Annotated in this window: 24 protein-coding genes and 1 tRNA gene; 8 read left to right on the top strand and 17 right to left on the bottom strand. The window is 43.0% G+C overall.

The window, feature by feature from the left end; translation table 11 throughout:
• Positions 1 to 58: 58 nt before the first annotated feature.
• The 3 genes from AB2J24_RS11880 to AB2J24_RS11870 form a co-directional block, all read right to left on the bottom strand.
• Positions 59 to 652 (bottom strand): YceI family protein, encoded by a 594-nt coding sequence (locus AB2J24_RS11880; protein WP_162651158.1) that lies wholly within the window; start codon positions 650 to 652, stop codon positions 59 to 61.
• 258 nt (positions 653 to 910) lie between these two features.
• Positions 911 to 3,157 (bottom strand): methyl-accepting chemotaxis protein, encoded by a 2,247-nt coding sequence (locus AB2J24_RS11875; protein ID WP_162651157.1) that lies wholly within the window; start codon positions 3,155 to 3,157, stop codon positions 911 to 913.
• 322 nt (positions 3,158 to 3,479) lie between these two features.
• Positions 3,480 to 5,819, bottom strand: coding sequence for a methyl-accepting chemotaxis protein (locus AB2J24_RS11870; protein ID WP_367385599.1), 2,340 nt, complete (start codon positions 5,817 to 5,819; stop codon positions 3,480 to 3,482).
• Positions 5,820 to 6,257: 438 nt separating this feature from the next.
• Between AB2J24_RS11870 and AB2J24_RS11865 the strand changes: the two genes are divergently transcribed.
• Together AB2J24_RS11865 and AB2J24_RS11860 are read left to right on the top strand one after the other, a co-directional pair.
• Positions 6,258 to 6,333, top strand: a tRNA-Trp gene (locus tag AB2J24_RS11865).
• Positions 6,334 to 6,446: 113 nt separating this feature from the next.
• Positions 6,447 to 7,604, top strand: coding sequence for a tyrosine-type recombinase/integrase (locus AB2J24_RS11860; RefSeq protein WP_162651155.1), 1,158 nt, complete (start codon positions 6,447 to 6,449; stop codon positions 7,602 to 7,604).
• A 43-nt stretch (positions 7,605 to 7,647) separates the two neighbouring features.
• On the opposite strand, the gene AB2J24_RS11855 is transcribed toward AB2J24_RS11860, so the two are convergent.
• Both AB2J24_RS11855 and AB2J24_RS11850 read right to left on the bottom strand, forming a co-directional pair.
• Positions 7,648 to 8,523: a M48 family metalloprotease gene (locus tag AB2J24_RS11855; RefSeq protein WP_162651154.1), complete on the bottom strand. Its 876-nt coding sequence runs from the start codon at positions 8,521 to 8,523 to the stop codon at positions 7,648 to 7,650.
• A complete protein-coding gene (locus tag AB2J24_RS11850; RefSeq protein WP_162651153.1) occupies positions 8,520 to 10,157 on the bottom strand; it encodes a type IV secretory system conjugative DNA transfer family protein in 1,638 nt (545 codons plus the stop codon). Before AB2J24_RS11850 ends, AB2J24_RS11855 begins: the two co-directional genes overlap by 4 nt.
• A 333-nt stretch (positions 10,158 to 10,490) precedes the next feature.
• Here AB2J24_RS11850 and AB2J24_RS11845 point away from each other — a divergent pair, with 333 nt between their 5' ends.
• Positions 10,491 to 11,939 carry a MobA/MobL family protein gene (locus tag AB2J24_RS11845; RefSeq protein WP_162651152.1) on the top strand — a complete coding sequence of 483 codons (1,449 nt, stop codon included), beginning with the start codon at positions 10,491 to 10,493 and terminating at the stop codon, positions 11,937 to 11,939.
• A gap of 93 nt (positions 11,940 to 12,032) precedes the next feature.
• On the opposite strand, the gene AB2J24_RS11840 is transcribed toward AB2J24_RS11845, so the two are convergent.
• The 4 genes from AB2J24_RS11840 to AB2J24_RS11825 form a co-directional block, all read right to left on the bottom strand.
• Positions 12,033 to 13,031, bottom strand: coding sequence for a 5'-methylthioadenosine/S-adenosylhomocysteine nucleosidase (locus AB2J24_RS11840; protein ID WP_162651151.1), 999 nt, complete (start codon positions 13,029 to 13,031; stop codon positions 12,033 to 12,035).
• Positions 13,024 to 13,374, bottom strand: a complete 351-nt coding sequence (locus AB2J24_RS11835; protein WP_162651150.1) for a hypothetical protein — start codon at positions 13,372 to 13,374, stop codon at positions 13,024 to 13,026. Before AB2J24_RS11835 ends, AB2J24_RS11840 begins: the two co-directional genes overlap by 8 nt.
• Before the next feature lie 212 nt (positions 13,375 to 13,586).
• Positions 13,587 to 13,889, bottom strand: coding sequence for a hypothetical protein (locus AB2J24_RS11830; RefSeq protein WP_162651149.1), 303 nt, complete (start codon positions 13,887 to 13,889; stop codon positions 13,587 to 13,589).
• Positions 13,886 to 14,758 (bottom strand): phage integrase N-terminal domain-containing protein, encoded by an 873-nt coding sequence (locus tag AB2J24_RS11825; RefSeq protein WP_162651148.1) that lies wholly within the window; start codon positions 14,756 to 14,758, stop codon positions 13,886 to 13,888. Before AB2J24_RS11825 ends, AB2J24_RS11830 begins: the two co-directional genes overlap by 4 nt.
• Positions 14,759 to 15,627: 869 nt before the next feature.
• Here AB2J24_RS11825 and AB2J24_RS11820 point away from each other — a divergent pair.
• Complete coding sequence (locus AB2J24_RS11820) at positions 15,628 to 15,828, top strand: hypothetical protein (RefSeq protein WP_162651147.1); 201 nt, start codon at positions 15,628 to 15,630, stop codon at positions 15,826 to 15,828.
• Entirely contained in the window at positions 15,828 to 16,046 is a 219-nt protein-coding gene (locus AB2J24_RS11815) for a hypothetical protein (protein ID WP_162651146.1), read from the top strand. The genes AB2J24_RS11820 and AB2J24_RS11815 overlap by 1 nt, the downstream gene beginning before the upstream one ends.
• Positions 16,047 to 16,364: 318 nt before the next feature.
• On the opposite strand, the gene AB2J24_RS11810 is transcribed toward AB2J24_RS11815, so the two are convergent.
• The 3 genes from AB2J24_RS11810 to AB2J24_RS11800 all read right to left on the bottom strand — a co-directional run bounded on the left by AB2J24_RS11810 (position 16,365) and on the right by AB2J24_RS11800 (position 18,693).
• Positions 16,365 to 17,636, bottom strand: coding sequence for a hypothetical protein (locus AB2J24_RS11810; RefSeq protein ID WP_367385598.1), 1,272 nt, complete (start codon positions 17,634 to 17,636; stop codon positions 16,365 to 16,367).
• A 125-nt stretch (positions 17,637 to 17,761) separates the two neighbouring features.
• Positions 17,762 to 18,427: a hypothetical protein gene (locus AB2J24_RS11805; RefSeq protein WP_162651144.1), complete on the bottom strand. Its 666-nt coding sequence runs from the start codon at positions 18,425 to 18,427 to the stop codon at positions 17,762 to 17,764.
• Entirely contained in the window at positions 18,424 to 18,693 is a 270-nt protein-coding gene (locus tag AB2J24_RS11800) for a hypothetical protein (RefSeq protein WP_162651143.1), read from the bottom strand. The genes AB2J24_RS11805 and AB2J24_RS11800 overlap by 4 nt, the downstream gene beginning before the upstream one ends.
• 329 nt (positions 18,694 to 19,022) lie before the next feature.
• On the opposite strand from AB2J24_RS11800, the gene AB2J24_RS11795 reads away from it, so the two are divergent.
• A complete protein-coding gene (locus AB2J24_RS11795; RefSeq protein WP_162651142.1) occupies positions 19,023 to 19,583 on the top strand; it encodes a tyrosine-type recombinase/integrase in 561 nt (186 codons plus the stop codon).
• Between the two features lie 89 nt (positions 19,584 to 19,672).
• Here AB2J24_RS11795 and AB2J24_RS11790 read toward each other — a convergent pair whose 3' ends face one another.
• The gene (locus AB2J24_RS11790) at positions 19,673 to 19,885 is read right to left on the bottom strand and encodes a hypothetical protein (RefSeq protein WP_162651141.1); all 213 of its coding nucleotides are present in this window, start codon (positions 19,883 to 19,885) and stop codon (positions 19,673 to 19,675) included.
• Positions 19,886 to 20,155: 270 nt separating this feature from the next.
• On the opposite strand from AB2J24_RS11790, the gene AB2J24_RS11785 reads away from it, so the two are divergent.
• Positions 20,156 to 20,437, top strand: a complete 282-nt coding sequence (locus AB2J24_RS11785; RefSeq protein ID WP_162651140.1) for a ribbon-helix-helix protein, CopG family — start codon at positions 20,156 to 20,158, stop codon at positions 20,435 to 20,437.
• Between the two features lie 144 nt (positions 20,438 to 20,581).
• On the opposite strand, the gene AB2J24_RS11780 is transcribed toward AB2J24_RS11785, so the two are convergent.
• The 4 genes from AB2J24_RS11780 to AB2J24_RS11765 form a co-directional block, all read right to left on the bottom strand.
• Entirely contained in the window at positions 20,582 to 20,989 is a 408-nt protein-coding gene (locus tag AB2J24_RS11780) for a hypothetical protein (RefSeq protein WP_162651139.1), read from the bottom strand.
• A 115-nt stretch (positions 20,990 to 21,104) separates the two neighbouring features.
• Entirely contained in the window at positions 21,105 to 22,478 is a 1,374-nt protein-coding gene (locus AB2J24_RS11775) for a tyrosine-type recombinase/integrase (RefSeq protein WP_244627802.1), read from the bottom strand.
• Between the two features lie 302 nt (positions 22,479 to 22,780).
• Entirely contained in the window at positions 22,781 to 22,957 is a 177-nt protein-coding gene (locus tag AB2J24_RS11770; RefSeq protein WP_162651138.1) for a hypothetical protein, read from the bottom strand.
• A gap of 64 nt (positions 22,958 to 23,021) precedes the next feature.
• Positions 23,022 to 23,210, bottom strand: a complete 189-nt coding sequence (locus AB2J24_RS11765) for a hypothetical protein (protein WP_162651137.1) — start codon at positions 23,208 to 23,210, stop codon at positions 23,022 to 23,024.
• Positions 23,211 to 23,343: 133 nt separating this feature from the next.
• On the opposite strand from AB2J24_RS11765, the gene AB2J24_RS11760 reads away from it, so the two are divergent.
• A complete protein-coding gene (locus tag AB2J24_RS11760; protein WP_162651136.1) occupies positions 23,344 to 24,072 on the top strand; it encodes a helix-turn-helix transcriptional regulator in 729 nt (242 codons plus the stop codon).
• Positions 24,073 to 24,136: the final 64 nt, after the last annotated feature.

Below are 24,136 nucleotides of genomic sequence, written 5' to 3'. Positions count from 1 at the left end.
CGAGAGAAAAAATCTCCTCTCGCGTATTCTTTTGCTGGTAGTCTAGGTTAAGCGCGGATTAGCCGTCAACTTTACCCATTTCAACTGAAATGACGAGCTTAACTTCATCGCTGACATATGGTGCGAATTTGCCAAGATTAAAATCGCTACGGATTAATGTTGTTGTGGCGTCAAAGCCAGCCCAGTCTTTTTGTGATTGTGGATGCTTACCAATTTGGTTCAGCGTAGCATCAAGTACAACTGATTTTGTTTGATCAAGGATTGTTAGATCGCCAGTGATTTTTGCTGTTTTTTCACCAGTTGATTCAACTGATGTGGAAACAAATGTTGCGACAGGAAATTCTGCAACGTTGAAAAAATCTGGTGAAGAGAAATGACCAGTACGTGCATCCCAACCTGTAATCATGTCAGCAGTCTTAATTTCAAGTTGCACTGATGACTTTGAGACATCATCCATATCTAGCATTGCGGAGCCTTCAAAGCCGGAAAACATGCCGTAAGTTGTTGAAAACCCCAAGTGGTTGTATGAAAATACGATTTGTGAATGACTGGCATCAAATTCATATTTGTCAGCGGCAAAGCTCGATGTTGAGGCAAAAGCTGACGATAGCAAGATTGCAGATGCGGCAAGTGTTTTGGAGAGAGTTTTCATTTTGAAAGTTTCCTTTGAATGTCGTAAATAGATAGTTTTGAATTATTTAATCTTATCTACGTGCCGGAGAGCACATTTATTCAATCTAAATTGAAATATTTACTTTTGGTAGTCAGCAAATATGTGATTTATTGTTGCAATATATGACGCAATCAAATGAAAACCCGACATGAGACTATTCTCTTGTCGGGCTTAATTATGTGCAAATTATGATTTTCTATAAAAGTGGATTATCGTTAAACAGCACAACAGAGGTGCCTAAATAGCTACTTTCTGCACTGGTAGTTCTGCATCTGCGAGTTCCTCAATATCTTGTTGAATATGCGATCCACGATTATTTGCTCGGCGTTGCCCATTGATATCTCGAGTTTTAAAATCAGCCATTAGGTCGTGTAGAAGGTGGCTTCCTCCAGCAACACGTTTTGTTATGTCATTTGTTCGCTGAACCATCTCAGAGTTTTGTTGCGTGGCATGATCCATCTCCGTAACTGCTGTGCTGATTTGATTAAGGCCAGCAGACTGCTCGCTTGAGGCTTGCGCGATATTTTGCATGTGGCCATCAATGTTGGAAACATCTTTCACAATTTCAGCAATAACATTACCTGTTTCGTTGACGAGCTTTACTCCGTTTTCAACTTCTCGGCCCGAGTTACTAATAAGTGTCTCGATCTCTTTAGCCGCAGATGCCGAACGCTGCGCAAGCTCACGAACTTCTTGTGCAACAACTGCGAAGCCTTTGCCTGCTTCACCCGCACGAGCGGCCTCAACACCTGCATTTAGTGCAAGCAAATTGGTTTGGAAGGCAATGTCGTCTATCACACTGATAATCGATGCAATTTCGCCTGATGTTTTTTCAATTTGTTTCATGGCATTAATTGTACTCGATACGACTTTATCTGAGTTTTCAGAATTCTGGCGTGCACTTGAGATGTTTGAACTTGCCTCCTCAGCGCGTTTAGACGATTCACGCACATTGGTAGTTATTTCGATAAGTGCCGCGGATGTTTCTTCCAATGCCGCCGCTTGCGATTCTGTGCGTTTTGCAAGTTCTGTAGATGCATCTTTCAACGCGTCAGCGTCACCTAGGAGCGAACTCCCGGTGGCGCGTACTTTGCTTAGCGTACCTGCAAGGTGTAAACGTGTATCATTGTAATACTCACGAAGAGAAACAAGAACATCAGGGAAAGCATTGTCGATTGGTTGCTCGAAGTTGCCTTTTGAAAAACGTTCGAGACCAGCACCTAAAATATCAACTGCTTCGCGATAAGCTTCGTCTTGCTTGGCTTTTTCCGCTTCATGGCGTGCTTTTTCTTCATTGCGCGCTTTACTATCCGCAAGAGCTGCTGCCTCAAGTTTGCGCTTTTGTATTTCTGCTCCCTGGAAGCTTTCCAGTGCAAGTGCCATAAGGCCAAGTTCATTCTTCTGTTCCGTGCCTTGAACATCAAATTCTACTTCGCCGTCAGACAATCGACCCATATTCTCTTGTAAATTCTTCATTGGCCGCGTAATTGAGCGAGCTATGAGGAAGCCTGCAATGCTTGCAACCAGCAGGATCATGGTCGCAAACCCCAACGAGATTACCAACGATATGAACTGGCTATCAAGTGTCGTTTTTATAAATAAATGAATGTTATCATCAACCAGCTTCTCCAAGTTACGAAGTTTAGTGATCCGACTGGTCGTTGTATCAAACCATTCATCCTGATTAACGCCGCTAGCTGATAAATCATCGGCATTTTTTATAATCTTATCACGTAAAGATTGGACAGTCCCCAAGTCCATATCAGCTATCAACCTTGCATATTCTTCTTTGTGTGCTTCCGGAATGTGCCGAATAAAATTTTCGATCATAACGTTTTGAGGTGCAATGAATGTCTGAATTTTTTGTATTTGTGTTTCATTAATGGAACCAGTGCCTAAAAGGCCGTTGACGAGGGCGCGTTCTTGACCTGCAAGCTCTTTTGCAGAAGAAAGATCAAGCATAGCAGTGATCTCAAGTGCAACCGTTGGATCAACAGAAAGTCCCGCACTCTCGACTCCAATTGAAAGCATGTGATCAACAAGCACTGCGTAATAATTCACAATATCACCCACTTGCACCGATTTTGTATCAATTTTAGAACGAAATTCGGAGATGTTTTCAAGTTCATCCATGACGCTGTTTAAATGGCTAACGATCTCGTCGTGACCCTCCGAATTTAGGTGGTCAACCTGTTCTTTAAGTATTGCAACCTCTTTGTCAGTAGCGATACGAGCCATTATAATGGCTTCTGTAGGTTGTGTTTGCACTGAGCTAGCAAAACCCGCCGAAGTTCCTCGCTCTATCTGCGCATTGTGAGTAATGTTAAGCAGTCCCTTCACCACACCTGAAATTTGATAGAGAAATCTACTTTCTTTATACTCATGATACCCACTATATGCCTGTTGCCCTGTTACAATTAGCAATCCAGTGATGGGGATAAGAACACCTAAAGCAATTCGTTTTGATATTGAGATGTTTTTCATTGTTCTACGCACCTTATAAATCATAGAAGAAATAGTGGGGGAAGGGGTATCGGTAGGGCATTCTACAGAAAATACAACCTAAAGCATCATCATTCATTAACGATACTTTATAAGTGTATCGATATATGGTAAACAGAGTCCTATCGAATGGTGCGATTTTCTACTGGATAGATCTTTCCCTTTGTTTGCAACGCCAGAATTTGCGTTCGTTGAGATGGGTGAATGTTCAGATGACAAAAACATGAAACTCATATTGCAAAACAAAACCCCCAAAGGATTACCTTGGGGGTCTGTTTTATAGCTAATTCAAGTTTAGAGGTGTTTAGAATTCATCCCAACTGTCCTCGGCAGTGGCAGCGCTTCCCATGCCGGCAGCAACCTTCTGGACCATGGCACGTGCTGGAGATTTAACAGTGTCATGTTGCTTTGCGGAAGCCACGGCAACCTGAGTTGGTTGTTTTGCGGCCTGAACAGTTTGTGGTGGGGTAGGCGCATTGCTTTGCTGTTTTGCTGTTTGTTTTGTTTGGAATTGACCAACAAGACCAGTCAGCTTTTCTGCTTCCTCAGAAAGACGGTGGGTAACTGCATTAGTCTCTTCAACCATCGCCGCATTTTGCTGTGTGACCTGATCCATTGCATTTACAGCTTTATTGACTTCATTAAGGCCTTCTGACTGTTCTGATGATGCTCTGGCAATTGACTGAATATGCGTATCAATCTCGATGACCTGCTCAGATATTGTGGTAAGCGCGTCGCCGGTTGCTTTCACAAGCGACACACCAGTTGATACTTCTTCGCCAGAGTTGGTGATTAGTTCTTTGATTTGCTTTGCAGCAGTTGCGGAACGCTGAGCTAGTTCACGCACCTCCTGGGCGACAACGGCAAAGCCTTTGCCTGCTTCCCCTGCGCGCGCAGCCTCAACGCCGGCATTCAATGCCAAGAGATTTGTTTGGAACGCAATTTCATCAATAACGCTAATGATATTCTCAATCTCGCCCGATGCGCTTTCAATCCGTTCCATGGCATTTACGGCGTCTTGCACAACCTGGCTAGATTTTGCTGTGCTTTCTTTCGCAACACCAGCCTTTTCACGGGCTTCTTGTGCGCGTTCGGCGGATTCTTTAACCGTGCCTGTAATTTCTTCAAGAGCGGCGGATGTTTCCTCAAGTGACGCTGCTTGCTGTTCTGTGCGTTGTGCCAGATCATCGGCTGCAATACGTAACTCGTTAGAATTATCTCCGATCTCAACGGTCGTTTGATTGATTTCATTCATTGCAGTAGAAAGGCGGGCGATAGAGTCACCGAAGTCGCTCTTTAATTTCGCAAATTCACTTGCATATTCTGTAGAGATACCTTTGGAGAGATCTCCGCTCGCAAGGCGTTGAAGCGCATTTCCGAGAGAGTTTACAACTGTTTCAACTTCATGTTTTTGCTGTGCTTTAATTTTCTCGTCTTTTTCTTGTGCTTCTTTCGTACGCAGCTCCTCCTCTTCGACTTGAGCTTCCATTTCAATACGAGCAATTGCATTGTCTTTAAATACCGCAATCGCCTGTGCCATTTCACCGAGTTCTGTATTGGAGCCAAGGCCGGATATTTCGAAACTTGTATCACCTTGTGCAAGCGCTTTCATCTCGTCTGTAGTATTGTTGATAGCCTTGGAAATTGAACGAGCGATGAAGAAGCCGATGATGACTGCTGTAACTAAAGTTATTGTCGAAATTAGAATGACAATGAGCAAATGGTTAAATGTAGAACTCGTAATTTTTGTAGCACCATGAGCTATTTCTTCAGCTGCAGCAATTTCGATATCACGAAACTGGTTGATCCGTTTTGTAGAAGTAGTAAACCAATCTGTTGCTGTGAAATCCAATGGAGTGCCATCTAGCGCATAGTCAGCAATTTTTTTCCGCATCGCCGTAACAGGTGCAAGATCGACAGATTTAATAAGCTTTGTGAAATGGTCTTGGTTTCGTATGGGCTGGTTATTGATGAAATTAAATAATAATGTTTCTTGCTTACCAATATTCTTCTCAAGTTTAACAAGCTGCTCTTTGTCAACCGTACCGCTAGAAATAAGACCGGCAACCAGGCCACGCTCTTGACCCGCATATTCTTTCGCTTCAGCAAGTTCCATCATACCGACGGTTTCTAAAGCCAATTCAGCGTTATTTGCTCTTTTAGAAGCATGAAAACCGATTTCAATAATGTGACCGATCTTCTTTGTATAAAAGCTCATCGCTTTTTTCAGTTCGATCTCACCATTGTTAATTTGCAAACGCACAGCTTCCAATGATCGAACTTCATCTTCAAGTTCAGCAAGCTCTTTAGCCAGTCGCATGTCATTTGTTTCTTTAATATGCTCAACAACAACATGAAGGCGATCTACTTCACCATTTGTTTCTGTTCGCGCTTTGATCAACTCAGGCTGAGGTGCTTTGGCACCAGAACCAATAAAAATTGCGGTTTGTCCGCGTTCTACCTGCAGCTTGTTTGTTAATGTAGCTAGCTCATCTATAGTTTCTGAAACATAGCTGAGAAAAACCATCGATTGGTAATTTCGATAGGCTTCCCAGATCGCAATGCCCGCGAGAATCGTAAGTCCGATGAGTGGAATGGAAATACCAAGCGCGACACGCTTAGATATAGCTAGATTTTTGAACATGAAGAACCCCATTGTCATTTCACACAGTCATAGTGTCAATTTAGCGCTCTTCATGAACGTGAAAGAGTATTAATGTTGGATGGTAAACAAAGTATTGATCACTCGTTATAAGCTTATTGAAAATGCCCGAGAATTATCTACTTTTTGGCATAAGCCTTTGAATTATAGGGATATGAGTCATTTAGCGGGGTTGTGGTTGATGTATGTTTTCTCGTTATTAGAATTTATAATTGTCTGTTAAGGATTGAGGCAACGTTATTCATGTGCAGAGACGCCTGTTGAACACTGACTGTTAATGAAACAGCCTGCGCAGGCGGAATATTAGTGAGCTTACAATAAAAAACACCGTAGCATCGTTAAGTATGTCGCGAATTGTTCTCATATTCCCCTTGCATTTTTTTCCCAGCTCGCTTAAACGCGAACCGGACGACATTTAATAGGGGTATAGCTCAGTTGGTAGAGCGACGGTCTCCAAAACCGTAGGTCGAGGGTTCGAACCCTTCTGCCCCTGCCATTTTTATCAATAAAATCAATGATATAGCTTTCAGATTTGACAGTGATTCTACTGCAAATTAGTGTTTCCCAAGACTTACCCAAAATTACCCATGTGATGAAAAGGTGTTGGAAATGGGCGAAACACATAAGATTCTAGGTGATAAAGTCCGCATATATCGGCGTGAAACAGGGAATAACTGGTTCTGTGCAGCATATATTGCAGGTAAGAATCGCCGTAAAAGCACTAAAGAAGACAGCCTAAGCCGCGCTAAGGAAATCGCTGAAGATTGGTATTTTGATCTTTTAGATAAGAAACGCAGCGGGGATATTCTAAGTGAACATACTTTTGACGATGCCGCACAAAAATTTATGAATGAATATGAGGTTCTTACCGAAGGCGAAAGAAATGAGCGTTGGGTGAAAGATCATTATCGCCGTATTAAAATGCATCTCATTCCGTATTTTGGTGAATTGGGCCTCTCAACCATTAACGCAGGTACTTTACAAGAATACCGCATTCATCGCGCTAATAATCCTGGTACAGATGAAAGAGGTAAAGAAAAGAAACCGCCATCGCGAAGCACCTTGCATCATGAGACGGTGACATTGCGGATGGTGCTAAAAACAGCAGTTCGTTCTGGTTGGCTTCAATATGTCCCTGATTTATCGCAGCCATATAAATCTTCTGGCAAAGTAGTGCACCGCGCTTGGTTTTCACCAGATGAATATAAGCAGCTCTATGAGGCCACACGGGAAAATATCAAACAGGCCAAGGGTACGCGGCAGACGTACTTAGCAGAGCAATTACATGATAAGATTTTATTCATGGCTAATACGGGAATTCGTCCTGATGAAGCCAATTGGCTGGAGTATAGAGACATTGACATCGTCGATGACAAAGATACCGATGAAACGATCCTAGAAATTGAAGTGCGGGGCAAAAGGGGTGTTGGGTTCTGCAAAAGCACCAAAGGCGCTGTGTGGCCTTTTAAACGAATGGTGAAACGTAATAAACCTAACCCAACAGACAGATTGTTTAGTGTTGACCACAAGAAGCAATTTAATCGAATACTGGAAGAGTTAAACCTAAAGGTTGATCGTAACGGTAATAGCCGGACACTTTATTCGTTGCGGCACAGTTATATCTCATTCAGATTGCTTGAAGGTGCAGATATCTATCAAATTGCAAAAAACTGCCGCACGAGCGTTGAGATGATTGAAAAGCACTATGCTGTGCATTTAAAGAATAGTCTTGATGCACGGGCGATTAATGTACGGCGAGGTCGGTAGTTCTCTTAAAAGAGGCAACCAAAACCATCAAACAGCGCCGCGACTAAAAGTAACTTAGCGTCTCAATTCTCTTTGTTAGCGGCGGATGGGTGCTAAACAGCCCCTCAGTATTCCAGCCAGATATGCGGGTATTTGCGTAGGGGTCTGGTTGATTGTTGAGGTGCTTTTGGTTTTGAATGGCGATTAATGCAGCGGTCATGTCGTTTGGTGATGTGAGTTGTGCAGCGATATTATCCGCTTCAAATTCTCGTTCTCTTGAAAATTTCAAGATGTATAATTCGGACAGTGGCGTAAAAACCCAACGGGCTATTTTCTTGGCTGAACGGAAGATAAGAAAAAAGGTGAGGGCTTCTTGAGCACCTCGCAAGAAGGTCATGCGATACATATCTTGATTGGCGACGTGGGCTAGTTCATGGCCAATCACAGCATCAAGTTCTTCTGTTGAAAGTTTTTCAATCGCGCCTTTGCTGAAAGCGATGAGCGTATTATCCAACCTTGTTCCCATGGCAAAAGCATTGATGTTCTTCTCTTCGTACCAGCCAATGTAAGGGATATTGGGTAGGGCGAGTTTTTCTGCTAATTCGTTTGTTCGTTTGGCAATTGGGTGTGTAGACGAGAAGAACGTAACATTATTTTGTCTTGAAGCTCGGCCATTTCCGGACAACATGTTTGCGAATAAAAAGCCGCCTATAATTGCCCAGATAGGTACGCCGATGATTGCCCACATAATGGAGGCAGAGGCCGCAGCAAGGAGTATGGGGCCTACTGTAAACCAAACAACAGGCCCCATAAAGGCAACAGCGGCGATAGCCGCAGGGAGGGCTACAATGACAGCAATGACGCCACCAACTATCGCGCTGAAAGCCATGATGAACAATGTTTCAAACATTGAGTTCGATTTAAAATTGGTCGTTTTCATGTACGTGCCTTTAACTCTGGATTACGAAACCATGGCGTCAACTGGGCCTGTACTGGCCTTATGTTGCGCATAAAATGAATGCCATTGCGACCAGAACCATCGCCGGACATAAAATGAATAACTTCATCTGGTGTCATGAGATTACGACTGGTCAGGTGAAGGTTTTCACTGATGGAGTAGGAGGTGCTGGCGGAAGTGCCGCTCGTTGTGCTCGCAGACATATTCGGTACTTCGTAGGCGACGGTTTGATCTCCGAGGTATTCGCTAACAAGTTTAGCGGTGTAGGGATCATCTGTACCAAAAAAGGTTTTGGTTTCCACTTGCAGAAAGGATTTCCAAGTGGTGGGGTATTTTTGCTCAAGTGTCGGTAAATCTTGTAGAAAGAACCACAAACGAACACCAGCACTTGCATGGGTGCGCAGGGCGGACACAAAGCGATCATCACTATCCAGTGCTAAAAACTCATCAAGCACGAACAATACGGGAATTTCTGGTTTCGTTTTGTTCTCCAGCATGGCGTTGAGAGCAGTGGCAAACACCATGCGCACAAACGTAGAATAAGCTTCAATCTCCTCAAATGGCAGCATGAGATACACGGTGGCTGGCTTGTCTTTGAGGTCTTTAAAGTTGAAGAAGGAATGTGCCGTTGCTTTCTGTAGTCCTTCGTTATCCCAAATACGCATGTGCTGGTTGATACTGTCCATAACGCGCGGTTTGCCCGTGTCATTTGATTTGGTCCAAAAGTTACCTGCTGCATTTTGAATGGATGCTGGTAAATGGGTTTGGCACATCTCTTTAAGGAGATCGTAGAAGCGTTTATTTAAGGAGGAAAGGTGGGTGCGAATAAACGACAGATTACGATCAGACTTTGGCCGATAGCACGCCACATATTCGATGACAGCGGATAAAAAGCCAATGGCCTCGTGGTCAAAGAATTGCTGTTGCGGGTTATTGGAACGAGGGTAAATAACCTCGGCGAGCTTCGTCGCGCTCAGGCTGTCTTTGACACTATCTAATGGATTAAAACTGTCAGTAAAACTATTGAGCGGTTCAAGGCCAAAAGGATTAAGAACATAAACAGGGCCAACGTTCTCCTCGCGCCATTTTGATGTAAGCGCAAAGAGTTCACCTTTGGGATCAAGAACAACAGCTGACCCTTTGTATTGCAACAGATTAGGAACGATCTGTAGCGTACTTTTACCCGTGCGGGTTGGCGCAATCGTCAATAAATGGCTCTCACCGTTCCATGTGAGTGCTTCATTGCCGTAATGCCCCAGTGACAGACCTTTACCGTTATTTGGAACCAGTATATTTTGCCGCATTAAATCTGCTCGTTGGCTCCATCGCGCAGAGCCATGAATGGGCGGCGGGTTGTTGCGTATATGAGTTTGCTTGTCGCGCAGCGCGTACGCTTCTTGTGCTTGCGCTAAAATGCTGGTTGGGTCTCGGCCTGCTTTGGCGGCCTCAACGGCTGCATCAATGGTGATGGGGTCATAGCCTTCTTTTTGAAGGCGGCGTTTTAAGCTCCAGCTAGACATGGTGCGATAAACATCCACGCCCGTCTTTGCACTCTTGCCAATGTCGTCAATTGAAAAGCCCACAGCGTTCTTAATATCAAATGGGTTGTTACTCACATTTACACTCCCCGAAACTCGTGGTGTATAACTTAGGCATTGCAACTTAAAAGAGTCAATACTAAGCTCGGCAACCTGTAGAGCGCACTTACAGGTTGCCCAACTTGTATTACAGGTTTGAATAAAGCAGCCCAAGTTGGTCAACCTATAACCGCGTTTCAACGGCGTTCCGCACGTCAAAACGCGGAGTGCGGTAGGGGCGACCCCCTACAACCCCCGCACTTACCGTGCGGATGGGTTTTTATAGGAAACGGCGTGCCGTTTGACAGATTTAGAAGGAAACCAACAGCGCGGCTCGCCGCACTTGTTGGATAAATTGTACTTGGTGAGGCTATGCAGGACGGAAATATCCATTGCCATATTGGCAATGTTTCAGCCAAAAATGAAGATGTGAGGCAGCGCAGCGCGATTGTGGCGGCATCCTATCAGTCGGGCGAAACGCTGTTTAGCGATAAGAGAAATAAAGAGATCATCGCGCGAGACGCGGGTGATGATGATGTGATTTTTGCAGAGATTTTTGCGCCAAACGGAACAGCGAATTGGGCCAAAAATCGTGCTCAACTTTGGAATGCAGTAGAAAAAAATGCCAAGCGTAAAGATTCGCGACTAGCAAAAAAGATTGAAGCGGCGTTCACGCGGGATGTTCCCGCACGTGATCGCATTCAGCTTCTCAAAGATTTTATTAAACCGTTTGTTGCGATGGGCTGCGTGGTGGATGTGGCCATTCATAACGATCCAAAGGATCATAATCCCCATGCGCATATTTTACTGACGACCTTTGCGTTAGATCGTGATGGATTTAGCGGCAAGATTACAGCAATTGATACACGCAAGTTTATTACCGAAACGCGCAAAGCGTGGGCGGATATAACCAACCTATATTTAGAAAAATCGGGATCATCCCTACGGGTTGATCACCGCAGTTATAAGGCCCGTGGGATTGAGGCGGAACCGACCAAGCATCGCGGGCCTCATCGAGATGCTTCGCATCACCATGAAAATACTTCTCAGCCGATAGTGCATGAACATGCACAGGTTGAAGAAACATCAAACGAAATGGAACGGCCTGAACAGGAGAGTGACATGCAAGAGCCAACTCAAACAGATAAAGAACTTTATCCAAACTTGACGCAAAGAGATGATTGGCCACCGAAAGAGGTCCCCACCCATGATATGAAATTAGCGGAGCGGGAAGAGCTACACCGTTACTGGCAGGATCAAAAACTTGAACGGATAGAGGAACAAGAACTTGTACCGCCAGAATATGAGGCGCAGTCGCTTGAATTAGATGTTGAGCAAACGTCGGAGCTTCAGCAAGATGCAACATATATACCGCAGGATGACCGTGCCTCACGTCACGAGCTTTACAAGCAAGATTTAGAAATGGATGCGGCACGGCGTGAACGTATAGAAAATGCACAAAAAAGTGTCTATCTTCGCGCATCCAATATGTATCGAACCTACCAAGAAAAACAGCTTTTAGAAGAAGCTGCTGAAATGGGTAAATACGCTGTCCAGGCTGCGAAAGATGTTATTTTAATGCGGCGAATGCAGGAAATTCAGAGGCAAGATGATATTGACAGAATAGGTGCTTATCAAAAAGCTATTAAGCAGCCAATGATCGAACGCCTCAAAAACTATTTGCAACTACCTGAAGCGGAAAACGATCATCCGGTGCCTGGGCCATATCGTGAACCTCGCCATCCCAAGGAAATGGATGAGGCTATGAACGAAATGATACAGGAACTCGAAAGGGAGCCGGAACAAGATAGGGAGCGTTAGCTTCTTTTAAAACACTATATAGAATCATTATTATGATAATATTTTAAATCGAATTTTTATATGTCTACTGATAGATGACTGGTGAAAAATCGACTACTTACTCCGTTTTCTTATGATCTCTGAAATTGTATAGCCAACGTTTCGCATTGCATGATTGCGCCATTTATAATCTAAATTATCTGTAACATGTTTTAACCCAACATAATCTGAAATGCCTCGAACGATTAAAGCGTCAGGTCTTTTGCCTTTTGGTAAAATGTTAATTGTTTGAAGAAAGCCATAAGATTCCATATCTACTGCTGGGCAATCGTCGAATAAAGTAGCATTTTTGCCTGAGATGCCTTCTGCAAACTTGCGGCTGTCTAAAACCTTTTCCCAAGAAAAAATAGCAGTCTTATCGCCACGAAAAATTTTACAATCATGATCAGAATATTCGATTTCATTTTTATTAAGAGAATTGGTTACGCTTTCTTGCAATTCAGTACTTTCAAGTTTTAATTCTGAGAGGTAATCCTTAAGTGCAAGGTATGCTGAACCGTCAGTATCGAAAAAGTTAGCACTTTTTTGTTTAAATCTCATATAAAAGTCATTCTCTTGAAACATAGTTATTTTTTCTAGAGCCTGTGTGTGTTTTTTTTCTTTTTCATAATTTAGATAATCACCAACCTTATCATAACCGAGATATCGAACTTCGAATGGGATAATAACGTCACCAAGTTTTGTTTTAAGCGGATTCAATCCACCTGCAATGCCTGCGCTGATGATCATTGATGGCGAATATTCACTTATTACGTACCCTGTGATTGCTGCAGAGAATGCGTTTCCCATCTGAGTAGAACAGAAAAAACCAACTTTATGGAAATGTTCACCGATAGCGACTTCGATAATCTGGCTTGTTAAGGTCTGATTATCTCTCTTTTCTTCCTTTGCTGGTACTCGTCCAGATGGTCTGCTCGCATTTATCAAAATAAATTCCGCCAATGCACCTTTGATCGTGGGTACGATTACGTCAAATTCTTTAATTGTTGGAATTATTATTGCAAAAGAAAGCGGGCTCTTGCCCGCCATCCGCTTAAAGGTTTCATTACTCATGGAGTGTAAAAATCCGTCCGTAAAAATCTGCCCTAACTATACCAAAACGTGTAGAGCAATGTCCCATGAAACTTACTGTCATATTTTCACGGATATATTTTGATATGGATTTTGTGAACATTTCAGGTCTATAGTAAGTTAAAATACAGCGATCTTCGATTCCAGTCAGATGGAATTTCATGTCAAAGTATTTTTCGAGTTCAAATGCGAATGCATCAATCTGACCAGATCTCAAAATATGAGGTTCACCTTCAAATTGTACTAGTATGCATTTCCCTTTGTTATGAGGAAGGGTGGGTTCACCTTGTAAAAGTCGATGTAACATTGGTAGTGCTGCAGACAATATTATCTCCTTTGCGGTTAGAAAATCCGATTCTTGTATTCCGCTCAATGGGCGATCATAAAAAATCGGGGGAAAAGTGAAGCTTATGATGTTAAATTGTATTGTAACATCTAACTAAGGTTGTGTTGAGTTTTAAGCCGCTAATGCCTATAAAATAGGCGTTTTTATGGGTTTTGTTGAAATGCATTTGTCCAACATGAAGGTTAGTCCTCTCACCAGTTGATCACAAGCTCATGGTACTTGCCGTAAGTACGTGGTCTTAGTTTATCTGCTTGGATAAATGTTTCTTCCCATGAGTAATGAAATCCATTCTCATCTAGCCATTGAAGAAGTGCTTGTGTTGCAATCTCATCCTTGAGTTCATGCGGATGACTTTGAAAGATGCGCAGTTGGCAGTGGCCATCGCTGGCTTTGTTTTTTATAAAATCTTGGATTCTTTGGATGTTAAAAAGCATGTGTGCATAGTCATGGCGGGAGGCTTGCGTCTTTGCTCTTATGTCTTCAGCATAATTCATCGCATTGCCTTTCCAAGATAAATATCGGTAATCGCAAGGCGGCTATGGCCCAGCTCATTTGAAATCATACGTCTTGCCTCTCTGTCTTTAGCTCTTTCTTGCTTGGTCATGTCGCGCCAGCGTTTACCGCCAGCGTGAGGGCAGGGCATGTCTGTGAGCTTTGCATATCGCCATTGGGCGTATTTATGTCTTAGGCCATGGGTATTTCTAAGACCCGCTTTAAGCGTCTGGTATTCATAGGACTTAAGCTGTTTTCTATAAGATTTATCAGATGGGATTAATGAGCCTTTGCCTGCAATGCGTTGCGCTAAATCTAATACTTTGTATTGATGGGCGCTGGTTATTGGAATTTCTCGATAACGTCCGCCTTTTGTCCAGCTTCCTTTCAGCTTAATTCTATCTTGCCCCATGGCAAAGCTTGGTTGGAACTTCATAGCTTCTTCACGTCTCAGGCCAAATGCGGCCTGTAGTAATAGGGCAGCTTTGACATGTGGGCATTCTATAGCGTTGAGTTTCTCATGATCGAGAGATTGTGCTCGATTGATCTCAATTGTGTTGCGGTCTGCTGCATTATATGCGCGATTATTCCGTTCAATAATCGCTGATTTATTAATCTTTTCTGCCCACCATCTCAGCCAACTTAATCTGTTTCTAATCGTTGCAGGTGTGCAATCTGTGTTCTGCCATGTTTCTACCAAAGCATGGACGTGTTTTGGTTTAAGGCTATGCGCAGATTTAAGTTGATACCCTAGTGAACTTAGTTGTTTAGCCATAGCGGTTAGGCCTCGCTGGCGGTTCTTCTGTGTGCCAATTGAACCGTCGCGGTGGCGACGGCTTATCTTTACAAGGTCCATCGTGAGATGATCCATATTCTATTCTTTCATTTTGTTGGTTAGTGTTCATGGTCGCTACGTACCCGTGGGTGGCATAGCCCGCATAAGACTGCGGTAAAGACCGATAGTCTGTTTCTCCTTTCGATGTATTGCGGGAAAGACGAGGGCATAAAAAAGCACCCGAAGGTGCTTGTTTCATACCGTGCCCAGATGGGCGCTGTATTCTATAAATACAGTTTAATTTCCGCACGGTGGCGGTCGTGGACAGCATAGCTTCATGGCTATTTCCTTTGCAGTTTACAAGTAAAAATATGAGGTGATTAGTTTGGATGCACGTTCCTTACAGTGATCGGCATCGTGATAAAATCATGGTATAGATCGTTGCTTTTGTCCAAAGTATTCGTCAAAAAATGACAAAGAATCTTGGTGTCATCATTGGACCGTCATTGCCTAAGAGTGCGGGTCATCCCTGCATGGCAGCCGTTTTCGGCAGAGCCGTCACTACCCGATTTCGTCTAGTGACGGCCTGCACGGGCAGCGCATTGCGATGTGTCCAACATCATACATTTTGCTGCACCGCCTTTTCGCAAACAACCATTTTATGAAGTGGGGTGTGTTTATGGATTGTCCCACCTTCCTTATGCAGCCTTCATCCTGACCAAGTGCATTGTTTCCAAGCTGTAAAATAGTCATGGTTTGTGGTCGTCTGTTTTGTGATTTCTCACTTTTTAAACCTCAGCGCTTCGCAATCGGATCGTTTGTGAACATGAACGTTTGCAGCCCCACCGCAAGTCGTCTTCCGCACCAAACCGAGAAGAGACATTGCGTCGTTGCTCAAGCGCACGTTCCTTAAAAATTCACAACCGAAGCGAATGGCGCTGAGGCAATTAAAAAGGAGAAATAAAATGACAAAACAAAACCACAAGCCAACACATGAAATCTTTCACGTCGTTGGAGAAAACGACAATGCACGTTGGACGAAAATAGGTGTTGCCTGGCAGCATAAAGACGGCGAGGGCATGAACCTTGCGGTGAACTACACACCTCTTGTTGAGGGTAAAATGGTTGTTCGCAAAATCAAGATCAAAACAAAGGAGGCTGCATAATGCCTCTTCTCAAATCACATCTCAATGCGCTGGCCCTCAACGGCCAGCGTTCTTTTGACATAGAGGTGGAGGAAACAATTATTTACGAAATAACAGTGGATGCCATAGATTTAGAAACAGCCATCAACAACGTGCATACGTTGTTTCTTGATGATGAGCGATCTGAGCTTCGAGAAGCTCATGAAGCCATCCATTCTCTAATTACAAGCCCTAAATAGGGATGGAGATTACAAGGGGCCCGTCCCCTCTAATTTATATTTTCCAAACCCGCTGTGACGCCATTCAAAGAAACCCGCGATTGAATGAGTTTACCTACCCCATCTTGATAGGTCACCACAAGGAAGCATTTAGGAAACTTGTTATAAGTCAGATTATTTTGAATTTGATGTTGCAAAAAGTAAATATAATGAAGCGTTGCTTGAAGGTTCGGAAGGTCTCTAGTTGATGTTTGAGTTGTAACATATTTTTATGTTTTTCTAACTATTCATCGCACTGAGGTTTTGAATGACATTAAGGGTCTGTTCCTTTTATGATAATCAAAACTTCGTCTTCACATCAGATGACTGCTTCAACAGTTTCTCCTCTTTCGTATCAGTCGCACTTTTGAGGTTACGGTACAGATACATAACCGTATCAAAGATAAGGGGAACGTCCACCATGGTTGTGGTGAGGTTTTTTAGAAATTGGCCACTCTTATCATATTTAACTTTGATGTAAGGGCCGCAAGTTTTAGCAATTTGGCTGTATTGGTTTTCAAAGCGGCTATAGTTTTGGGTTGAAGCAGCAACGTTCCACGTTGGTTCATGAATTTTCTGCGCATCAAAGCATTCAATTGGGTAAGATTCACCAAAGGCCTTCCCCGTGTCTGGATTAAAAAACCAAACAATACTTCCGCTTAACTTATCATTACTTTCATACCAGATGGACGGGTTGCCGTATTTCGCCTTTAAACCCTCGTTGTAGATCGTTTTAAAGAGCGGTGGTTTAGAATTGCGACCTGATGTTTCATAAAATAGATCGCGTTGAGTTGTAAGAACCCGCTTGCCCAGCAAGTCAGGTGATAAAGTAACTTTGATATATTCGCGTAGGTGAGGTTCACTCTTGCGCCATGTTGCCGAGTAATCAAATTTGATGGTCGTATTTGATCGGGTAGTCGTGCCAAAATAGGTGGCATCTGTATCATTAAAGTCAACGCGTTCTACGCCAAGGTGCTTTGTCACTTGTTTGGCAACGGTTGAATAAGCCATGCCTGTTTTAATGCCGATGATATCAACCTTGCTATGCGCGTAGGTATCTTGTTCTACAATGGGTTTAAAGCATTCATCGAGCGCTTTACTTGAGCCTGTGAGGGGGAAAGTAAGGTATTGATCTTTGTCATAACGAAAGAGGATTTCACTCCCCGCTTTCATGTTTTTGAGAGTCCCTTTGATGCTAGACCATAATATCCAACGGTCATTGTCGAAACGAACCCGTTCGCCGCCGCCAATCAATTCTCCCTTAACCCGATTAAAAATACCCCAGAACATACCTTTCGATGGTGGGAGGGTTTTGGTGGGTTCAATAAAAAAGCTAATGCCGGGATCTAGCGAGCTGCCTTCACCGCTTTCGCAATGAATAATCAATTTTCCATCTGCGCTGGTCACCATCGCGTTATTCTTACCAAAGGCTTCCCATTCGCTGGCTTCCCCAAACACGCTGGATGCCAGCCAAATGCCTGCGCCAAGGAGCGGAACAAGAAAGATGGAACACCCCACGTTCTTACTTTTATTGGATTGAGCTCTACTCGTCACACGAGCTTGGCCACGCATATATCCACGCTCAGCAACACCAAAATGACCGCCGCAAGCAGGGCATTTGGAGGCGTTGGGCGCGACTGGTTTTTCACAAAATTTACATGTCCACATGGTTGTCATGGGGTTTCTCCGAATAATATTTAGATTTTTGGGATGACTTTGCCGCGATAGACAGCTATGCGGCATTTATTGATATGAATTGTGCGATGTTGGAAAACGGTCACGTTACGGCCATAACCAACATACCCATAACGAGGCGTTGTGTCGTAGCTGCTGATTTTGTCTTCAACGCGGTGAATAACGCCTTCAACCATGATGTGATCCCACGCGTTGCGGTCATTTTCGCGGTTGTTGAAGTTTGATTGCATGGTACCGCCCGTGGCTTGATTAACGGCCTTCCAGTTGGAGATATGGCAAGTCACGGTTGATGTAAAAATACCCTTATTGCTTTGCAAACAATCAAGATAATCCGTACCGCCGCCATATCTAAAATAGCAGTCCCGATTGTTTTCTGACGTAATGCGGGGTGCTATCTCAATGGCTGCACGATTGCTCTTAATGTTGAGCTTATGGACATAGCCAACCATGCCGCCGAATTTGCCTTTGTTAGCGCCCACAAGCGCAACAGCTTCGGCACGGGTTGGAATGCCGTGGAAATGGCTTTTATGGCCGTCTCCGCCAAGCCAGACGAGGTCTGGCTTAAGGTTTGCTTGTTTTACTGTTTGCTGCCAGTTGCCGAGTATTTCTGTATCGGTGACGCAGCCAGCGAGAACCAAAGCAATAACGGGATAGATGATGCGCTTCATGAGTCTTCAGCCGCCAGATTGATTTCAATCACTTGAGATGCGGGCTTTGAACCGTGGATAATCAGATAGCCAATGAGGAACGCCCAGCCAAAGATAGGGACGATGAGGCCAAGAATAATCATAGCTGCGCTTAGTGGCGCTTTGTTCTTCTGCATAATGGCTTTGGTATCGGTGCGGTTTGCAACCGTAAAACCTTGATTGAGATAGCCAGTTACGGCGCTATCAATAGCCGCAGATGAGCTCACCTGAATAGTTTGAACAGACATAAAATGTACTCCATGACAGAGCAAAAGAAGCGTCACAAAGACTTTGCGGCCACCTTCTGCTAAAGTAGTGATATGAACAAAATTGGTGTATTTTGTTCACACCTCAAAAAAGCCCAAAATACAGCTTGAAATAGAGATTCCTGTTCATGTAAGGTTCATAGACGGCCTGATACGCAGGGCGCTAACCCATTATTGTTAATGGGTGATTCAAATTAGTGAACAAAATACACCAATTTTGTTCACAAGATTATGGCGATTATTCTGAAATAAGAGAGAGCTAAAAATATCGGCTGGTTGATACCAAAAGCGCTTACAAACAGGAGCGTCTAATGCGTCAATCAACTCACTCAATTTTCTCATCAAACGGCAGCCGTAAATATCTTACCAGCAATGAGCGCGAAGCTTTTAAGCAGGCGCTCAATTGCTTAGGTCCCACAGAGCAATTATTTTGCCTGACCTTGCTCTACACAGGATGTAGGATTTCTGAGGCGTTATCACTATGCCCAAGTAATATTCATGTGGAAGAGGGGTTTATCGTTTTTCGCTCGCTCAAAAAGCGCGGGCGGATTGTGATGCGCTGCGTGCCAGCACCGCAAGATCACCTTGCCGCACTATTTGATTTGACGTTATTAGAAAATAATCGTCTATTCCTTTGGGGCAGAACACATGCTTGGAAGATCATCAAGCAAGCCATGGGTCAGGCGGGCATAACAGGCATCAAAGCCACCCCGAGAGGCCTACGTCACACCTATGGCACGCGCGGTGTCATGAAAGATATTCCCCTAGACCGCATCCAAAAGTGGTTGGGCCACAAAGACATCCAAACCACATTCATCTACACAAATATCATTGGCCAACAAGAACGCGAGCTGGCTGAAAGGGTTTGGTAAAGCGTTCCAATTAATGTTGTTCTGCAGAAAGATGCACAAAATAAAACCCTGCTCACAAAGGGCAGGGTTTGGATTATATTCGTAGATTTTTAGAAAATTATTGCAATCAGAATGCCGATGACCCAAGGGTTATTTAATATCGATGATTTTGAAACCTGTGTATCTTCAGGTACGTGCTTTGCGTCTAATCCGTCAAATTCTTCCTCTCTATAATATTCACTGATAATTTCACCTTCTCCTATTCTAATTTTGAATCCTTTAGCCTTTCGTTTGATTTGCCTTGTTGGGCTGCGTGCAGACATGGCTTCCTCCTATGGTTTGCCGTCTCGTGAGGGGAATATTGAATTTTCATAATCTTTTTCCTTGAAAGTGTTAATTGTGAATACAACTTCTAATATAATCGATTTGACTAAAATGTCAATATGTGTATTACAATATATTACACTGTACGTAAAAATATTATATACCTTGAAATTATGTGTTGACATACTATAATATGATATATAATTTGTATGCCAAATGATTGTGCATATTGAGACATCACTCGCATCACCTTTGAAAGGAGTGTCACTATGACATCCAATATCGCTACTATTAAAGAGCGTAAAACTAGAACTAGTAAGCCTAAACAAGCAAAAGAGCGTTTTTCTATATCTTTGTCCCAATCTTCAGCTCAAGCCTTTGAAGAGCTCAAAGAATTGACTGGAGCAGATACAGATTCTGAAGTATTCCGCAATGCGCTGAGAATGCACAGAATGTTATTGCGTGCTCATATGGACGGGAAAAGGTTTCTTATTCATGATGAAGGAAATAACAGCACAACTCCGCTAAATTTATTTATTTATACGGAGTAGATTAAAGTGGAATAGCTCGAACAAAAGGCAGCCAATTGGCTGCCTTTTAAATTTGAAAAATACTATTCATTACACTGTATTCGGTTTCTTCTTACAAACGGTTTCACTTATTATAAGGCAGCTTACACATTTGCTGTCTTATTTTTAATTTGTCGCGCATCGCTGACGATGAAAGTGATCCCATGCATTAGCAACGTCTTCAAATGTCCATTCTTGCAGGCGACCATGATCAGGTGAGGGGCGGTTGAAGCATTTATTGAGGGTGCTTTCTTCCTTGAATGTTTTAAACCATGACATGGATTTAGGTTTGCCGTTTTTCGATGGGTTAAGGCGGCGGATATGGCGGCCATTTGCCCATTCCTCTCTTGGGTTTTCGATACTGTTTCTATCTTGGATATAGGTTTGTAGGCGTTTGGTTTGTTTCTCAATTGGATTGGTATTGAGTTCGGCCTTAAATGAATTTAGTATTTGTGTAGCGCTGATGCGCCCAACTTCCTCCAACATCTTCTTTAGTTCTTCTTTGGTCACCACAAGTGCTGCTGTCCCCTGCATTTTTATCTCCCGATTATTCATAAAAAAAAGGCACCGATTGGCGCCTTCTTGGATTGGTGGGATTTTCTCCCGATTCTGGTTATATTAGGGGTCAAGTTGTTGCAAAAGTCAAAGATTAAACACCAAGAAGTTCGCCCAGCCGTTCAGCAACAGGTCGCATAGGATCCACAAATCCGAGATCATAAATCATCGTTGTTTCAAGGTTACCCTTGTGATCCACGTAATGGCTTACGTCTTCACGGTTGATGCCTTGGCCAGTGAGCATGAGTGAAATCGCTATACGTTTAACATCGTACAATTGGAAGTGGTTTGGCACGCCATCAAGCTTTTTAAAACGACTTAGGGCCTTGTTAAAGTTATCACGCGGTTTGGTGAAATCTGTGTGAGATGGAAAGACTAGATTGGATTCAGGCCAGCGTTGTTTTTGTTGTCTCACAAGTTCAGCGACTTTTGGGTGAATGGGCACAGAACGGTAGGCGTATTCATAGGTAGCCTTAGAGAGCTTAATACCTTTGGTGTTGTGTTTATGCCAGATAAGGCGCTTGAGATCGAAATGATCAAATTGAGCTTGTTTTAGCTCATTAGGCCTTGCCATTGTGAGAAACAATATGCCTAGAAAATGGCACAGCTCGTCCATCTGCGCGTTTTGATGGTGTAATGCGCCGCGTTTAAGGGCTGCTATTTGTCGTTCTCTTGGTGTTGCATCAAGGAGTGCATTGCTTGCCTCAATCGGTGGGTTAAAAATATAAGCGGCGAGGGTGGCGATATCTTCTGGTGTATAATCTCTGCGTTGGCGAATAATTTTACGGTTTTGATGTGGTGAGCAAGGATTACGGATATCAATCAACTGCATTCGTATAGCCCAGTTATATAAAGCTTTAAGTTGTTTAAGGGCAGCATTCGCGATGTGGTCTGAATTAATTTTATGAATAAACACGCCAATATCGGATGGTGTTATATCTTTTGCAGCGGAATCTGCATGGGTTGCGCCAAAAGCGATGAGGTTTGAGTTCATATTTCTGCCGCGTTTGTTTTTGGTGTTTCTTTGCTTAGCGTGCCATGGTGCAATATAACGGGCATATTCTTGCTGGTATTTTGGAGAAAGTTTACAAATGTGCGTATCAAAATACTCGTCTACAATATCTCTAAAGGTGAGGGCATGTTTTCTACGATAATTGGTTTTAATAGCGTCTGGGTTTAAGCCAGATTCAATCTGAATATCTCTTTGCTGAACAAGTAGTCGAGCAGATGAAATACCTATTTTCTCTGCTTTGGCAATGACAGTTCGTTTTCGTTTGCCATTAAAGTGAAAGGTGTGAATGAAAGATTTAGCACCTTGGCTGGTAACGCGCAGCCCTAAGCCTGCTTGTGCGCCATGGCGAATATTACCCTCAAGTGTTTTAGGGTGATCCCAGTAAAGAATTTGGTCCTTGTTAGAAGGACATTTTACATTCAATATAAAGCTGTCTGTTAGATATAAACGTGGCACCTCATGTAACACCCATGTAACAAATTAGTCTTAAAAATCGCCTAAAAACGACTTTTGCATAAGCTTATAATACCCCATTTTATCTATATAAAACAGTTATTTATTGGGTTTTTATGGTATTAATATTGTATGCCGTTTTGTCGCTTCTAAGCAGACGGTCGGGGGTTCGAATCCCTCTGGGCGTACCATATATTTCAATGACTTATCTTAAGATTTATTTGTCCAAGAATTTCTATGTAACAGTTATGTAACAATTGAGATTGTTAGAAGGTCTTAAGTGGAAAAATCATACGAAGTTAAGTTTAAGCATCATTAAGATTTTGATTAATGAGCATTTGAAGTTCATTAATCAATTGTTCGCACAAATAAGCAGCCATATCATCGCCAGCATTTTCAAGTTCAGTCCGAAGTAATTCTAAAGCAGTTATCTGTGTTGATTTTTGCGCGATATATTGTTTGGTTGGTTTGTTTTTATTCATTGGAGTGACCTACATTTACACGTGAATGAATGGATCTTACCTCAATCAAATGAGAAATAAACGTTTAAATTGTAGTGAGTTGTGATTCTTGATTTGCAAGTTTTTTGAACACATCAAACCAAAATAGTGCTTTATCCCGCTCGCCGTTTCGCTCTGCTATGAGTGCACGCGTGAGGACTTCTGAACCAGCAAGATCACCATAGCTTTCCAAAGAACTTAAAATATCCTCGATACTCGCGTCTGAAACGTTCATTTGTGCCTCTAATAGGTAATTTATCCAGCGTTATATTAAGGTAACCATTTTGTCACTACGTACATATGTACGTGTAGGGTTGCTTGCCTATTAGAAATTTTGCTAAGGATATTTGGGCGGACAGGGGTAAGCTATGGAAGAACAAGAACAACGTCGGATTGAAACGTTCGAAAAAATCCAAGCGGCGGAAAGTGTTCAAGAGGGCGTTCATATCCTGCGGGATAACTACTCTATTGAACATGCTTCATACCATCTTGCGCAAACTGTTGCTGGGAGCGTTAACATAGATGCGCCCTATGTTAAAACAACATATCCTGCTGAATGGGTTGGGCATTATGTCATGAAGGGTTACGTCAATGTAGATCCTGTAATTAAAGAGGGCGTAAAGCGCTTGCTTCCCTTTGACTGGTCTGAGTTAGAACCTGACGAAAGTGCAATTGGTCTTTTTACTGATTTCCAAACTTTTGGCTTAGATCCAAATGGATATTCAATACCAATCATTGATAAAGTTAGCCGTCGTGCCCTTCTTTCTCTTAATGGCGGTAAGGATGGAGAAGACTGGAGTTCAATCGTCGAGCAATATCGTGAAGACTGGTCAGAACTAGGTTATGTTCTTCATAAAAAAGCTATCTCTGAATTGTTTGGCGAGAGTGATCCAACACCTGCGCTAGCACCCCGTGAATTAGAAGTCCTACATTGGACTGCACTAGGAAAAGACCACAAAGATATAGGCGTCATTATCGGTATTTCTGAGAATACAATTCGTTCTTATTCAAGGTCAGCACGTTATAAATTGGACTGCTCTTCACTATCACAGGCTGTTGCTAAGGCGATCCAGATGAGATTGATAAACCCGAAATAAGGCACGTACATTTGTACGGGTACAGTTGTGTCGGTACATCTGTAGGAATATTCAAAAAACAAAA

Source organism: Lentilitoribacter sp. EG35, assembly GCF_040784015.1.
Taxonomy (GTDB): domain Bacteria; phylum Pseudomonadota; class Alphaproteobacteria; order Rhizobiales; family Rhizobiaceae; genus Lentilitoribacter.
Note: the sequence above shows the minus strand (reverse complement) of the source record. Positions and strands in the feature narration are given on the sequence as shown.